Here is a 14,948-nt window from a genome sequence, read left to right as displayed (position 1 = left end):
GTGAGCACTCCCGACGACAGCCCGCAGCCAGTGGACCTCCCGCTGTTGCAGATCGGCGGCTCCGCCGCCGGGGGAGCGGGGGAGACCGGCGGCTGCGGCGACGGCTGCGGCTGCGGCGCGGGCGAGCACGCGTACGCCCTGGACCCGCTGGAGTGCGGGCTCGACCCCGACCTGGCCGCCCTGCTGGTGACGGCCGGCCTCGACCCGGTGCAGGTCGAGGACATCGCGCACATGGCGATCGAGGAGGACCTCGACCGGGGCGTGGACGTGACCACCGTCGCGACCATCCCCGAGGACGCGACGGCCACCGGCGACTTCACCGCCCGTGAGGCGGGCACGGTGGCCGGGCTGCGGATCGCCGAGGCGGTCCTGTCGGTGGTGTGCACCGACGCGTTCGAGGTCGAGCGGCACGCCGAGGACGGCGACCGCGTCGCCGCCGGCGACAAGCTGCTGACCGTCCGTACCCGCACCCGCGACCTGCTGACGGGCGAGCGCAGCGCGCTCAACCTGATGTGCCGACTCTCCGGCATCGCGACCGCGACCCGTGCCTGGGCCGACGAGCTGGTGGGCACCGGCGCCGCCGTCCGCGACACCCGCAAGACGACGCCGGGCCTGCGCGCCCTGGAGAAGTACGCGGTGCGCTGCGGCGGTGGCGTCAACCACCGCATGTCCCTCGCGGACGCGGCGCTGATCAAGGACAACCACGTGGTCGCGGCGGGTGGCGTCGCGGCGGCGTTCAAGGCCGTACGGGACGGGTTCCCCGGGCTGCCCATCGAGGTCGAGGTGGACCGCCTCGACCAGATCGAACCGGTCCTCGCCGAGGGCGCCGAGCTTCTCCTGCTGGACAACTTCACGCCCGAGCTCACCCGCGAGGCGGTCGCCCTGGTCGCCGGCCGGGCCAAGCTGGAGTCCTCGGGCCGGCTGACCCTGGCCAACGCCCGCGCGTACGCCGAGACCGGGGTGGACTACCTCGCGGTCGGCGCCCTGACCCACTCGGCGCCCATCCTCGACATCGGCCTGGACCTGCGAGAGGAGGGCTGATGCTGCTCACCATCGACGCCGGCAACACGCACACCGTGCTCGGCCTGTTCGACGGCGAGGAGATCGTCGAGCACTGGCGCATCTCCACCGACGCCCGCCGCACCGCCGACGAACTCGCCGTCCTGCTGCACGGCCTGATGGGCATGCACCCGCTGCTCGGCGAGGAGCTGGGCGACGGCATCGACGGCATCGCCATCTGCTCCACCGTCCCCTCGGTGCTGCACGAGCTGCGCGAGGTCACCCGCCGCTACTACGGCGACGTACCGGCCGTGCTGGTCGAACCGGGCGTCAAGACCGGCGTGCCGATCCTGATGGACCACCCCAAGGAGGTCGGGGCGGACCGCATCATCAACGCGCTGGCGGCGGTCGAGCTGTACGAGGGGCCGTGCGTGGTGGTCGACTTCGGCACCGCGACGACGTTCGACGCGGTCAGCGCGCGCGGCGAGTACGTCGGTGGCGTCATCGCCCCCGGGATCGAGATCTCCGTGGAGGCGCTCGGCGTCAAGGGCGCCCAGCTCCGCAAGATCGAGCTGGCCCGCCCGCGCAGCGTCATCGGCAAGAACACGGTCGAGGCGATGCAGTCCGGCATCCTGTACGGCTTCGCCGGCCAGGTCGACGGCGTCGTCGCGCGTATGGCCCGTGAACTGGCCGACGACCCGGACGACGTCACCGTCATCGCCACCGGCGGCCTGGCCCCGCTCGTCCTCGGCGAGGCGTCGGTCATCGACGAGCACGAGCCCTGGCTGACGCTGATAGGGCTGCGCCTGGTGTACGAGCGCAACGTCTCCCGTATGTGAGCCCACGGCACGGACGCCCGCTCCGCCAGGCGTCCGACCCCCCGCCCGGCCACCCGCCCGGCGAGGCGGGCGACCGCACGGGCCGGCGACCCACCGCGCGGCCGCACCCTCCGCGCCGGGCGGTGCCGGCCGCGTGGGCGAGCGGCCCTACGGGGCGTCCCACCGGCGCCGTGGAGCCGTCGCGCGGCGCGTGGCCCCGCCCGGGGGGCGGTGTCGCTCGGCGGTTGGGCCGGTCGGCGCACGGTGGGTCGGCCGCGTGGGCGAGTCCGCGTGGGATGAGCCCGCCCGGGCCGAGCCCGCCCCGGAGGTGAGCCGCTCCGGTGGGTGGGGCCGCTCCGGAGGTGCGTTGCCCGGTGGGTGGGGCCGCTTCGAGGATGTGTCGTTCGCTGGGTGGGGCTGCTCCGGGGGTGTGTCGTTCGCTGGGTGGGGCCGCTCCGGAGGTGCGGCGTCTGGTGGGTGGGGCCGCTCCGCGAGTGAGCCCGCTGCCGCGTGGGGCGGTCGGGACGCGGCGGGCCGGTGCCGACCATGCCCCGGCGATTCGGCGCGTGCGTTCATGGCGGAATTCCGGCCGTGGCGGCCGTGCCGCCAGGCCCCGTTGACCGGAGTTCCGGGAAACCCTCCGCTCGTCACCCGTGGTCGGGCACGCGTGTACGGCCAACTCATCTCCCGTTCCGCTTCGGCCATCTTTCCGCGCCCGCGAGCGGTGAATCCCCGCGCGGCGCGCCCGCGCCCCCACCCGAACCCCGGCCCGCCCCTCCCCGGAATCGCGTACGGCCCCTCGGCGACGCCCACCGCGAGGTGTTCGCCCGTACCGAGAATTCCGCTCCCATTGCCACGGCCCTCACCTCGCGGCGCCCCGCGCGGGAATCGGTGCGCATAAGCGCGAATCGGGTCGGTCCTATTCGGATCTGATCGGTGATGACAGATTTTGCAAGGCGCGATTGCACTCCGTGATTGCCGATGCGTTACGAAACGACTACGCGGTGATAGGGCGCACAACGGCGCGCGAAGGCTCACTCGCGGAGCGCGACGAGGTATATCCGGCCAACACGGCTCACAGCGCGAAGAAATGGCGCGGAGCGGCGCGGCGGATCGCGGCACGCGCACGGGATGGCCGGCCCTGGGCCGCCGCGAGGACACGCCGCCCCCGCGCGGCGGTCGGTGTCGGCCGACACGGCGCGGTCACGGCCGGGCTCGCGCGCGTCGGCGTGGCGCGGCTGGAGCCGGCCGGCCGGCGTGCCCGGCGCATCTGACGGGCGGACCGGGGTGGGGGGCCGGCGAGGTGGTCGGGGGCCGCGAGTCGGTACGCCCGGTCGGGCCGCGAGGCCCGGTCGGAGGGGAGCCGGTCGAACGTCGCGGGCGAGCCGGGCCGGTCGCGGGTCGGGGCCGCCGCTCCGTGGGGGCCGCGTGTGGCGGCGAGTCAGGGCGCGCCCCGGTATGGCGTACTGGGCGACATTTGTCCGCTTAGCACTTAAAGTCGTGCCATGCCCACGCCCTATGGATCGCGAGGCGGCATGGCGTTCAGCGCGGACGAGCTGCGCGTGCTGCGGCGCGCCCTCGCGCTCGCGCTCGAACCGACCGCCGCCACTGTCCAGGCCGCCCCTGTGGCCACCCCGCCGGCGCGCCCTACGCCCGAGCCCGACGCGACCCCGTCGCGCCCGGCCGCGCCCGCCCCGCTGGCACCCCACGCCGCCGCCCCCGCGACCGCGGCCGGCCCGCCGCTTCCCGCCGTCGACCACGCCCCGCCGGCCTCGTCGCATGCCGCCGCGCGCACCGCCGCCCGCGCGGCCCCCGGCGCCACCGCCGGCCGGCCGGCGGTGTTCGCCCCCGGCCAGCGTGGGGCGCCCGCGCCCGACCGGGACGAGGAGGTGCGCGCGTTCCTGCGGCTGGCCCGGGGCGTGGACGAGGCGGCGCGCGAGGGCGGCCGGTTGCGGGCCTTCCTGCTGGCCGAACTGGCCCGCTACCGGTCCGCCCTGCCCGGCGCGGCCATCGGCTACCTGGAGCAGCTGACCGCCGCCGTGGACGCCGGCTACGTGCCGCGTGCCGAGGACCTGGCCGCCCTGCGCGTGCTGTGCGCCGCCCCCGTCGGACCGGCCGAGACGCGTCGACGGGTCGCTCTGGCGCGCCGCTGCGAGTGGCTGGCCGAGTTGGAGGTGCGGGCCCGCCTGGTCGCCCTGCCGGGCGGCAGGACGGGCGCGGCCCGCCCCGCCGGGACCCCGGGCGCGGCCCCCTCGCGTACGCCGGGCGGCGCGCCGGGCAAGTCCCCCGACCCCAGGCCGGACAAGGCGCCCGAGCCGGCCAGGCGGCCCCCCGGGCCGGGCCCGAGCGCGCCCCGTCGCCCGGTGCCCACGCCGGGCGAGGTCTTCCCGCGCAAGCGCCCGCCCGCCACCCCGCCGCCCACCGCCCCCGCCGACGACCGGCTGTCCGACCTTCGCGCCGGCCGGCTGTCGGGCCCCCTCGGTCGCCGCCGGTCGGCCCTCCCGGCGGCCCGCTCGGCCTGACCCGCGGCCCGCCCCGCCGGCCCGTCACCCGTCGATGTGTCGGCCCCTGTCGGGGCGGTCCGGGGGGCACCCCGTAACCTGGGGTCCTCAGGCACAGGGAGGCCGACACTCATGGATTACGTCTCCGCGCTGGTCCCGCCCGCCGTGATGGCCGTGGCCTTTATCGCGCTGATCAAGACCATCGTGAAGAGCCAGGGTGGCGTCAACAAGGGCAAGGAAGACGCCGCCGTGGACGCCGCGCTGGTGCGCGCCGAGGCCGCCCGCCAGGAGGGCGCGCCGAAGGGGCAGGGAGCCTAACCCCCCTCCCGCCGCGTGGCCGTCGCATGCCGTACGGGCGGTCGGGCGGTGACCGTTAACCTCGCGGGCCCACGGTGAGTGGGTCCGCCACGGGCGTATGAACCGAGTCCTCTGGCCGGAACGTACGCCCTTTTTCCTGCCGCACAGGCGGGCAAATGGGACATCTCCCACTATTATTCAGGTGTGCCTCGGCCATTGGGAGAGTTGGAAGACGCGGTCATGACGCGGGTGTGGAAGTGGAACCGCCCGGTCACTGTCCGAGAAGTGCTGGAAGACCTTCAGCGGGAACGCTCCATCGCCTACACCACCGTCATGACGGTAATGGACAACCTTCATCAGAAGGGCTGGGTGCGGCGGGAAGCAGAAGGCCGGGCCTATCGATATGAGGCCGTCTCCACCAGGGCCGCCTACGCCGCCGCACTCATGAACGAAGCGTGGTCCGCTAGTGACAACCCGGCAGCGGCGCTCGTGGCGTTCTTCGGGATGATGTCCGATGGTCAGCGGGAAGCCCTGCGCGATGCCATGCGGGTGGTGCAACTCGACGAGCCCGGCGACACAAGCGGTGAAGCGGGGCGATAGCGTCCGGCCATGTCCCCGCTATCAAAAGCCGTCACCGTCCGCCGCGCCCGCACCTCCGATGTTCGTGCCGTGCGGCGCCTCATCGACGCGTACGTGGGCGAGCGCATCCTGCTCGACAAAGCGACCGTGACGCTTTACGAGGACATCCAGGAGTTCTGGGTAGCGGAGCGGGACGAGGACGGCGAGGTCATTGGCTGTGGCGCGCTCCACGTGATGTGGGAAGACCTGGCCGAGGTGCGCACTCTGGCCGTCCATCCCGAGCTGTCCGGCTGCGGCATCGGGCACCAAGTACTGGACAAGCTGTTGCAGACCGCGCGATGGCTCGGCGTTCGGCGAATTTTCTGCCTGACCTTCGAAGTGGAGTTCTTCGGCAAGCATGGCTTCGTAGAGATCGGGGAGACGCCGGTGGACGGCGATGTCTACAGCGAGCTGCTGCGTTCCTATGACGAGGGTGTCGCCGAGTTCCTTGGCCTCGAACGGGTGAAGCCGAACACCCTTGGCAACAGCCGGATGCTTCTGCAACTGTGAGTGCGGGCCCCTATGTCCGAATCGCTCACCTATCACATAGCTCCGCGACGGAGTGTTCCCACGCGGATGCGTAGCCGAACCTTCCCTGGGGGTTTGTGTTTTCTCGGGAAAAGCGGTTTGCTAATGCCTCGTAATCCCTTATCCGTGAAAGGAATCCTCAATGGCACAGAAGGTTCAGGTCCTTCTTGTTGATGACCTCGACGGTGGCGAGGCCGACGAGACCGTGACGTTCGCGCTGGATGGCAAGACGTACGAGATCGACCTCACCACGGCTAACGCGGACAAGCTCCGCTCTGCCCTTGAGCCGTACACCAAGAGTGGTCGTCGTACCGGTGGCCGTGCCGCCGGCGGACGTACGCGGGTGCGCGCGGGGGCGAGCAGCGGTCAGGACACCGCGAAGATTCGTGCCTGGGCGAAGCAGAATGGTCACGAGGTCAACGACCGCGGTCGTGTTCCCGCCGCCGTGCGTGAGGCGTACGAGAAGGCCAACGGCTGAGTTCGGCCGACATCGTTACGCCGCACGCGCAGCAGTCGGGCCCGGTGGCATTCCGTCGCCGCGGCGCTGACCAGTCGGACCAGGTCCGGAGTGTCGGCGTCGCCCCGAACGTCGTCCCTTCCCGCACCGCCGGCAAGGCCGTGGGACCCTCGGGCTCCCTCCCCGCGCCGGAGGCCGAGGGACGGCAACATCCAGCTCGACCCGCCCCCAGGACTGGGAGGCCGCACCCAGACGGCGGTCTCCCGCGAGCCGCGGTCGCCGTGGGGTGCGGGGAGCGGAGCGGGCATCCGGTCACCCACGCCCAACGCGGTCAGCTCCAGCGGGACGCCGCCCCAGTCCAGCCAGTCGAGCAGCCCGGGAAGCTCGTCGGCGGCGCCCGGGGCGACCAGGAAGAACATCCGCGACCCGTGGACGGCCACGGGGCCGGTGCGCGACACGCGGCGCGCCACCGCGTTCCCCGCGTCGGCGGGCAGCTCCAGAACGTCGAAACAGAGCCCGGTCAACAGCTCGACCGGGCCCCCGCATGCCGGAGCCGTCCGCCAGTCCAACTCGCGCTCGTACCAGTCGCGTACCGCACGCCACGACGCGGGCGCGTCCGGCGGAGTACGGGGCGCGAGGGGCGCGCGCCGTCGGGGGAGCGCCGCCGTGGTCGGGTCGGGTGACGTCATGTCCGGGGCAACCCACCGAAGGATCGAGGGGTTACGCTCAGTTGACATGCCGTCGCTCTCTGTGGGTGGTTCGGGGTGTACGGGGCGTGGCCGGTCTTTTCCGTGGGCGCGAGGTTGTTCGCCCGTAGCGGATGGAACCGGGTCGCGCGGCATGGAGTGTCAGTGCGTGAGGGTAAGACAGACCTAGTGGGAAGGGGCGGCCCGGCGGCCGGGACACCGGCGCGTTCGCCATCGGCGTAGCGGCGGTGTGCGTAGATGCTTGGCCTGCGGGAACATCGTCTCGCACCATCGGGTTGGAGCAGGTGCCGGCTGTTCGGGGCAGGAATCCGTCCCCACCGCTGTGGGGGAGATCCCGGGTGTCGGCAGTTGGAATGAGCGGTCCCTGCTTGCGGGACTAAGCTGCGGAAGGACAGGGAGGGGATCGTCCCCGATCTTTCTGACCGCTCTGAGGAGCGATTAACGATGTTCGAGAGGTTCACCGACCGTGCGCGGCGGGTTGTCGTCCTGGCTCAGGAAGAAGCCCGGATGCTCAACCACAACTACATCGGCACCGAGCACATCCTCCTGGGGCTGATCCACGAGGGTGAGGGTGTCGCCGCTAAGGCCCTGGAGAGCCTCGGGATTTCGCTCGAGGCGGTCCGGCAGCAGGTGGAGGAGATCATCGGTCAGGGCCAGCAGGCCCCGTCCGGGCACATCCCCTTCACTCCCCGTGCCAAGAAGGTGCTGGAGCTGTCGCTCCGAGAGGCCCTTCAGCTCGGGCACAACTACATCGGCACGGAGCACATTCTGCTCGGCCTGATCCGCGAGGGTGAGGGCGTCGCCGCCCAGGTCCTCGTGAAGCTCGGCGCGGACCTGAACCGGGTCCGGCAGCAGGTCATTCAGCTGCTTTCCGGATACTCCGGTGGCAAGGAGGCCGCCACGGCTGGCGGCCCCGCCGAGGGCACGCCTTCGACGTCCCTTGTCCTGGACCAGTTCGGCCGCAATCTGACGCAGGCCGCCCGCGAATCCAAGCTCGACCCGGTCATCGGGCGCGAGAAGGAGATCGAGCGGGTCATGCAGGTGCTTTCGCGCCGCACGAAGAACAACCCGGTCCTCATCGGTGAGCCCGGCGTCGGTAAGACGGCGGTCGTCGAGGGACTGGCGCAGGCCATCGTCAAGGGCGAGGTGCCCGAGACGCTCAAGGACAAGCACCTGTACACCCTGGACCTGGGTGCGCTGGTCGCCGGTTCCCGTTACCGCGGTGACTTCGAAGAGCGCCTGAAGAAGGTGCTCAAGGAGATTCGCACGCGCGGCGACATCATTCTGTTCATCGACGAGCTGCACACCCTGGTGGGTGCCGGCGCCGCCGAGGGCGCGATTGACGCCGCCAGCATTCTCAAGCCGATGCTGGCCCGTGGCGAGCTCCAGACCATTGGTGCCACCACGCTCGACGAGTACCGCAAGCACCTGGAGAAGGACGCGGCCCTTGAGCGCCGTTTCCAGCCCATTCAGGTCGCGGAGCCGTCGCTGCCGCACACCATCGAGATCCTGAAGGGCCTGCGCGACCGGTACGAGGCGCATCACCGCGTTTCCATTACCGACGCCGCCCTGGTGGCCGCGGCCCAGCTCGCCGACCGCTACATCTCCGACCGCTTCCTGCCGGACAAGGCCATCGACCTGATCGACGAGGCCGGCTCCCGGATGCGCATTCGCCGGATGACCGCACCGCCGGACCTCCGCGAATTCGACGAGAAGATCGCCGACGTGCGCCGGGAGAAGGAGTCCGCGATCGATTCGCAGGACTTCGAGATGGCCGCCGGGCTGCGCGACAAGGAGAAGCAGCTCCTGGCCGCGAAGGCCAAGCGGGAGAAGGAGTGGAAGGCCGGCGACATGGACGTCGTCGCCGAGGTGGACGAGGAGCTGATCGCCGAGGTCCTGGCGACCGCCACCGGCATTCCGGTCTTCAAGCTCACCGAGGAGGAGTCCTCCCGGCTGCTGCGGATGGAAGACGAGCTGCACAAGCGCGTCATCGGCCAGAAGGACGCCATCAAGGCGCTCTCGCAGGCCATCCGCCGTACGCGGGCGGGCCTCAAGGACCCCAAGCGCCCCGGTGGTTCGTTCATCTTCGCCGGCCCGTCCGGTGTCGGTAAGACCGAGCTGAGCAAGACGCTCGCCGAGTTCCTCTTCGGCGACGAGGACGCGCTCATCTCGCTCGACATGTCGGAGTTCAGCGAGAAGCACACGGTCTCGCGGCTGTTCGGCTCGCCCCCCGGCTACGTCGGATACGAGGAGGGTGGCCAGCTCACCGAGAAGGTGCGCCGCAAGCCGTTCTCCGTCGTGCTCTTCGACGAGGTCGAGAAGGCCCACCCGGACATCTTCAACTCGCTGTTGCAGATCCTGGAGGACGGTCGGCTGACCGACTCCCAGGGCCGGGTCGTGGACTTCAAGAACACGGTCATCATCATGACGACCAACCTCGGCACCCGGGACATCTCCAAGGGCTTCAACCTCGGCTTCGCCGCCGCGGGCGACGTCCGGACCGGGTACGAGCGGATGAAGAACAAGGTCAACGAGGAGCTCAAGCAGCACTTCCGGCCCGAGTTCCTCAACCGTGTCGACGACACCGTGGTCTTCCACCAGCTCACCGAGGAAGACATCATCCAGATCGTCGACCTCATGGTCGACAAGGTGGACGAGCGTCTGAAGGACCGCGACATGGGCCTGGAGCTCAGCGCGGACGCCAAGGCGCTGCTCGCCAAGAAGGGCTACGACCCCGTGCTGGGCGCCCGGCCGCTGCGCCGGACGATCCAGCGCGAGATCGAGGACACGCTCTCGGAGAAGATCCTCTTCAGCGAGCTGCGCCCCGGTCACATCGTGGTCGTCGGTGTCGAGGGCGAGGGTGAGGAGAAGAAGTTCACCTTCCGTGGCGAGGAGAAGTCCGACCTGCCCGACACGCCTCCGATCGAGTCGGCGGCGGGCGGCGGCCCGAACCTGACGAAGGACGCGTAAGCGGTCGTCACCCGGCGGCGGGCCGGCCCCTGACACGGGACCCCAGCCCCCCGCCCTGGCGGCCCCCCGTGGCGACACGGGCGGTTCGCACCAGCAGCACCCAGCCCGCCCCCGGGCCCGCTACGGCGGAGCCGGGGGCGGGCTTTCGTGTGGGGCGGCGGAGGCCCCTGGCGGCGGCCCGGCTGCTGCCCAGGCCGCGCAGGGGCTCGGGGGCTCTGGCAGGGGCTGGGCTCGGGGGCCTGGAGCGCCTTTCGCCCCGCAGGGGGCGCCGGTGCGGCCCCGGAAAGTCCCGCCCGTACGGAGGCGGGCCCGGCCGCCCCACGGCCGGGGCCGGGCCGCTCAGCCGGGCTACTCAGGAGGAGTGTCGGGGCGGGAGCACGTCGGGGCCTAGGCGATTAGCTGTGATGATGTCGAGGGGCCTGGGGCCGGTCAGGCGGGCGTCCGGGGGGACGTGGAGGGTGGTGAGCTGGGTGAGGTCGGCTAGCGGGGTGAGGTCGAGTTCCGCGTTGGTGTCGACCTCGTCGCTCAGGTCCAGCCAGCGGAGCCCGGGGAAGGACGTAGGGAGCGCGGTGAGGTCAGGGGCGTCCTCGAAGGAGAAGTCCACCCGGAGGCGGGGGAGTGTGGGCAGGGTGTGCCGTGGCGTCAGGTGGGTGAGGGAGTCACCGGTGATGCTCAGGTAGTCCAGGTGGCCCAGGGTGCAGAGGGCGTCCCACTCGGCGGAGCTCTGCGGGCTGTTCACCCCCAGCTCCAGCGCGCCCAGCAGGGGCCAACGGGAGACACCCTCCATGCCACCGCGGGCCCGGGGGAGATAGCCGAGTTCGAGGACGCTCAGCGGCGCCTCCACGGGCAACCGTCCCAGGTCCCACGTGAGGTCGTCGTCCACCAAGAGCCTGAGCGAACGGAGCCGGGTGAGGGTGCGCAGGGGGCTCAGGTCCATCTCGGCCCCCGGTGGCGGGGTCAGCGTGAGAGCGAGGTGCTCCAGCGGCAGCGAGCTGATCGGCCCCAGGTCGTGAACCGGGCCGCAGAGCTGAATGCCGAGACTCGTCAACTCCCCTTGTCCGGAGAGGAAGTTCAGGTCCTCCAGCAGGTCGTTGCCCCGCATGCGCAGGTGCGTGAGCTGGTGGCCGCCGACGTACGCGGCCAGCGCCGCCGGGTCGATATCGCCGCGCGTCTCCAGTCGGGGTCGGCCGCCCAGCTCGGCCAGGGCGGCCAGCTCCTCCGCCGAGGTCGCCACGTAGTACAGGCCCTCCGGATCGAGGTGGGCGATGACCTCGTGGGCGTAGCGGCGGGTGTCGTAGCGGTGCCAGGCCCAGACGAGCTGGGAGCGCACGGAGATGGCGGGGTGGTCGCGGAAGCGGGCCAGGGCGGGGATGGCGGCGTCGGAGTCGATGTGGGAGGCGGTGACGGTGACCCGGGTCGCCTCCCGCTCGGAGAGGTTCTCCGGGCCGGGCAGCAGGCCCAGGACCAGCGGGCCGATCGCGGCGAGCAGGCGGGCGGCGTCGTTGGTGGCGGGCGGGATGAGGCGGGCCGTGCGCTCCTCCACTTCCGCGCGGACGGCGGGGTCGATCTCGGTGGCGTGTTCCAGACAGGCCAGGGCCAGCAGGTGGACGCGCATCCGGGTGGCGGCGTCGCCGGCCTGGTCGCCGGCGCGTATCAACTCGCCGAGTAGTTCGGCGCGTTCGCGGGGGCGGGCGTGGGCGACGGCCATCCGGATGACGTCCTCCCACTGGTCGTCGCCCGCGTGGTCGATCAGCAGGCCGATGTCCCACTCCTCGACCGCGCGCCGGGCGCCCAGGTAGTCCTGGAAGGTGCGGTGGACGAAGTCCACGGCGCCGGGTCCGGGCTCGCGGAGCAGGCCGCTGCGCAGCAGCAGATGGCGGAAGATCGCCGCCCCGTCGCCCTGGGCGGCGGCGGCCGGCACGGCGGGCAGCGCCTGCGCGATGACGCGCTCGGCGTGGTCGCGGTCGAGCTCGGTGCGACCGTTGCGGATCAGCCAGTACGCGAGCCTCTGGAGGAGCTGGACCTGTGGTTCCTCGGGCAGTTCGACGCCGTCCGGGCCGCTCATGTCGCGCTCCCGGTCGCGCCGGGTGAGCAGCATGGACAGGGCGGCGTCGTACAGCTCCTTGCGGCCGTGCGGGAGGTAGCCCCGGCGGTCCCGGTGCAGGGCGCAGATCAGGCCGCACATCAGCGGGTTGGTGGCCAGTCGGCCGAGGTCCCGCTGGGTGCGGACGGCGGTGAGCAGGGAGTGCTCGTACGCGTCGAGCCGGGTCGCGGCCTCACCGGTGGCCCCGGAGCGGGCGGCGGTGTGCCAGCGGCCGATGAACGCGGCCACGTCCTCGCGGCTCATCGGCGCGAGCGTCAGCTCGTCGAAGCCGTCCTGGCCCAGCCAGTCCTCGCGGACGGCCGAGGGGCGGGAGGTGACGAGGTAGAGGTTGCCCGGGTACGCGTCGAGCAGGTCGCGCAGCCAGCGGCGAGCCCGCGCGCGCTCGGCCTCGGGGATCTCGTCGATGCCGTCGACGAGGACCAGGCCGCGCCCCTCGCCCAGCACCCGGTCCGCCCAGCCCTCGGGCTGCGCGTCGGTGATCGGGCAGCCGACGGCGGCCAGGAAGGCGCCGGGTGTGGGCAGCCGCGCGCCGCCCCGGGTGAGGGTGCGCAGCGGGAGGACGAAGGGGACACGGCCGTAGAGGTGGACCAGGCGTTCGTCGTACCGGCGGCTGGCGGCGACCACCGCGAGCCACTGCACCAGCGTCGTCTTGCCCGAGCCGGCGACGCCGCGCACCAGCACCCGGTCCCGGTCGGCCAGCGCCTGGTCGGCGGGGAGGGGGAGGGCGGTGGCGTACGGCTCGTCGGGCTCGTCCTCGGGGTTGACCTCGTCGGGGTCGAGGCGGTGGCTCGGAGGGTGCGAGATCCCCTGGTGGCGGGGCGTGGCCGCGCGGGTGGCGCGCAGGCTCAGATACGTCGCGTCCAGCGGCCACCGGTCGGGGGAGGTGGTCAGGTCGATGCCGTAGATGGTGAGGGTGCCGTGTCTGGCCGTGACGTAGCGGGCGTAGCGCTCCTCGAAGCGCACGTCGGCCGCCGCGTGTGTGGGGGTGCGCTCGATCAGCGCGTCGACCCTGGTCACCAGCTCGGACAGCTGCTCGCTCTGCCGGACCAGGGTGTGCGCGACGAAGCTGGAGCGCTGCGTGAAGAAGTGCAGGATGTGCAGGCAGGCGGCTTCCAGGACGGTGTCGTGGAACGCGGTGGCGTCGGCGCTGAGGCCGTGGGCGCGGCCGGCGTCGGGCCGCTGGGCGACCAGGCGCCTGGCCAGGCCACCGGAGCCGTGCCGGACGGCGTCGACGTCGCTGAGAGTGAGGTCGCCGAGGCCGTGCAGGGTGCGGGTCAGCGCGTGGGTGACGGCCTCCTGTTCGTCGGCGGGAATCGGCCGCTCGCCCGGGCCGGCGGCCCGGATGCCGCGCCGGACCAGCTCGGCCGCGAGTTTGTGCAGGTCAGTCTCGGTGAGGGTGCGTTTCTCGCCGCGGAAGGAGACCAGCCCCGAGATCCGTACCGGCTTGTCCACCAGACCGGCGCCCGGCCCCTCGGACACGAACAGTTTCCTGACGAGCGGCGCGATGGCGCTCGACGCCAGCCGCGTGCCGATGACCGTTGGCTCCACGTTCCCCGTCCCCCCGCTGTCCCCGGCCCCCGCCCCGGCGCGGACGCTCGCCCCCGGCCCCTGCCCGGAGGGTGCTCAGGCTACTGCGGGCGGGGGCCGTTGGTCCCGGACGGGACGGGCGAACGCCCAGGCCAGGCGGCCCGCGTGGGGTGATCGGCGGCGGCCCGGCCGGTGATGTGGGGCACAGGCCCCCGAGGGCCTACTAGGCGCGATAGCGGGTGGCCGGGCCGGCCGTCCGGGACTTTCGGCCCGTCGACGCCGGGCCTTTCGCGAGGGCCGGGCCGGGTCCTTTTCCACGTGGTCGACGTGCTGGCGAAAAACCCCGGGAAATCGCCGGAGTACGCGTCGCGGGTGTCCGCCTACACCGTTCGGGCGCGTATCCGAAGGGGCTTTACGGGTGATCATCCCCGGTCCGGAAGGGGCGAAATTCCCCGGCTTTCGCTACGAGAACGGATAGTAGGAGGCGGGGAAAGGCCCCCCTTGGCAGAAAGCTGGCCCCGGGTTATCAAGGTAGGGCGATCCCGGTGAAACGCAGACGATTCAAAGTCGGGATCAATTCATTTCCTGGATTTCCCCGGAGGTTTCCGTATGACGCAGCACACCAAGGCCACTCACGCGAACAAGTCGGTCCTGCGCACCCGCGCCGCCGTACTGGCCGTGGGTTTGGGCGGCTCGCTCGCGCTGGGGACCGGGGTGGCGCTGGCAGCGGCCCCGCAGTCCGATCTGTTCACCGTGGCTTCGGCCGGTTCGCTGGAGAAGTCGATTCAGGCGCAGGCCAAGGCGCAGGCGAAGGCGGCCAAGAAGGGCGAGAAGAAGCCCGCCGCCCAGCACGACAAGAAGAAGGCCAAGAAGAAGGCCGGCGAGCGCGAGAAGGGGCACGGCTCCAAGACCAAGCGCGCCGACCGCTCCAAGCGCGGCCCGATCAACGCCTCCTCCTGGGTCGCCCCGGTCGGTGACGCGCCGCTGAGCGCCCCGTTCGCGGCCGGCGGCGCCCGCTGGGCGCACGGCCACTCCGGCCAGGACTTCGCCGTCTCCACGGGCACCTCCGTCAAGGCCGTGCACGCCGGCACCGTGGTCAAGGCCGGCGGTAACGGCGGCGGCGACGGCCCGGCGTACGGCAACGCCATCGTGATCAAGCACAAGGGTGGCAAGTACACCCAGTACGCGCACCTCTCGAAGATCAAGGTGGCCATCGGCCAGACCGTGCGCACGGGCGAGGCGATCGGCCTCTCCGGCAACACCGGTAACTCCTCCGGCCCGCACCTGCACTTCGAGGTCCGCACCGGCCCGAACTACGGCTCCGGCATCGAGCCGCTGGGCTTCCTGCGCGGCCATGGCGCCCCGGTCTGATCGGACTGGCGTCATCGCAGGTGAGCCGGGGTGCGCCCCGGCCGCCTGACC

10 protein-coding genes and 1 pseudogene are annotated in these 14,948 nt (G+C 72.0%); 9 read left to right on the top strand and 2 right to left on the bottom strand.

Features of this window, described 5'->3' with window-relative positions; genetic code table 11:
• The 7 genes and pseudogenes from nadC (at nt 1) to ACFVFR_RS21385 (ending at nt 6,239) form a co-directional block, all read left to right on the top strand.
• Nucleotides 1-1,041, top strand: coding sequence for a carboxylating nicotinate-nucleotide diphosphorylase (gene nadC, locus ACFVFR_RS21415; RefSeq protein ID WP_383704023.1), 1,041 nt, complete (start codon nt 1-3; stop codon nt 1,039-1,041).
• Nucleotides 1,041-1,838 carry a type III pantothenate kinase gene (locus ACFVFR_RS21410; RefSeq protein WP_383704020.1) on the top strand — a complete coding sequence of 266 codons (798 nt, stop codon included), beginning with the start codon at nt 1,041-1,043 and terminating at the stop codon, nt 1,836-1,838. Before nadC ends, ACFVFR_RS21410 begins: the two co-directional genes overlap by 1 nt.
• Nucleotides 1,839-3,655: 1,817 nt before the next feature.
• Nucleotides 3,656-3,898: pseudogene (locus ACFVFR_RS21405) on the top strand (hypothetical protein); the annotation flags it as partial.
• A gap of 552 nt (nt 3,899-4,450) precedes the next feature.
• Nucleotides 4,451-4,636: a hypothetical protein gene (locus tag ACFVFR_RS21400; RefSeq protein ID WP_383704017.1), complete on the top strand. Its 186-nt coding sequence runs from the start codon at nt 4,451-4,453 to the stop codon at nt 4,634-4,636.
• Nucleotides 4,637-4,819: 183 nt separating this feature from the next.
• Nucleotides 4,820-5,215 carry a BlaI/MecI/CopY family transcriptional regulator gene (locus ACFVFR_RS21395; RefSeq protein ID WP_383704014.1) on the top strand — a complete coding sequence of 132 codons (396 nt, stop codon included), beginning with the start codon at nt 4,820-4,822 and terminating at the stop codon, nt 5,213-5,215.
• Between the two features lie 9 nt (nt 5,216-5,224).
• Nucleotides 5,225-5,743 (top strand): amino-acid N-acetyltransferase, encoded by a 519-nt coding sequence (locus ACFVFR_RS21390; RefSeq protein ID WP_383704011.1) that lies wholly within the window; start codon nt 5,225-5,227, stop codon nt 5,741-5,743.
• A 160-nt stretch (nt 5,744-5,903) separates the two neighbouring features.
• On the top strand, nt 5,904-6,239 hold the full coding sequence (locus ACFVFR_RS21385) for an Lsr2 family protein (RefSeq protein ID WP_383704008.1): 336 nt from the start codon (nt 5,904-5,906) through the stop codon (nt 6,237-6,239).
• On the opposite strand, the gene ACFVFR_RS21380 is transcribed toward ACFVFR_RS21385, so the two are convergent.
• The gene (locus ACFVFR_RS21380; protein ID WP_383704005.1) at nt 6,170-6,907 is read right to left on the bottom strand and encodes an SCO3374 family protein; all 738 of its coding nucleotides are present in this window, start codon (nt 6,905-6,907) and stop codon (nt 6,170-6,172) included. The two genes, ACFVFR_RS21385 and ACFVFR_RS21380, sit on opposite strands and share 70 nt — an antisense overlap.
• Before the next feature lie 462 nt (nt 6,908-7,369).
• Here ACFVFR_RS21380 and ACFVFR_RS21375 point away from each other — a divergent pair, with 462 nt between their 5' ends.
• Nucleotides 7,370-9,895 carry an ATP-dependent Clp protease ATP-binding subunit gene (locus ACFVFR_RS21375; RefSeq protein WP_383704002.1) on the top strand — a complete coding sequence of 842 codons (2,526 nt, stop codon included), beginning with the start codon at nt 7,370-7,372 and terminating at the stop codon, nt 9,893-9,895.
• Between the two features lie 352 nt (nt 9,896-10,247).
• Here ACFVFR_RS21375 and ACFVFR_RS21370 read toward each other — a convergent pair whose 3' ends face one another.
• Nucleotides 10,248-13,547 (bottom strand): NACHT domain-containing protein, encoded by a 3,300-nt coding sequence (locus tag ACFVFR_RS21370; protein WP_383704000.1) that lies wholly within the window; start codon nt 13,545-13,547, stop codon nt 10,248-10,250.
• A 588-nt stretch (nt 13,548-14,135) separates the two neighbouring features.
• Between ACFVFR_RS21370 and ACFVFR_RS21365 the strand changes: the two genes are divergently transcribed.
• On the top strand, nt 14,136-14,897 hold the full coding sequence (locus ACFVFR_RS21365) for a M23 family metallopeptidase (RefSeq protein ID WP_383703998.1): 762 nt from the start codon (nt 14,136-14,138) through the stop codon (nt 14,895-14,897).
• Nucleotides 14,898-14,948: the final 51 nt, after the last annotated feature.

The organism is Streptomyces sp. NPDC057702, assembly GCF_042799315.1.
Classification (GTDB): Bacteria; Actinomycetota; Actinomycetes; order Streptomycetales; family Streptomycetaceae; genus Streptomyces.
Note: the sequence above shows the minus strand (reverse complement) of the source record. Positions and strands in the feature narration are given on the sequence as shown.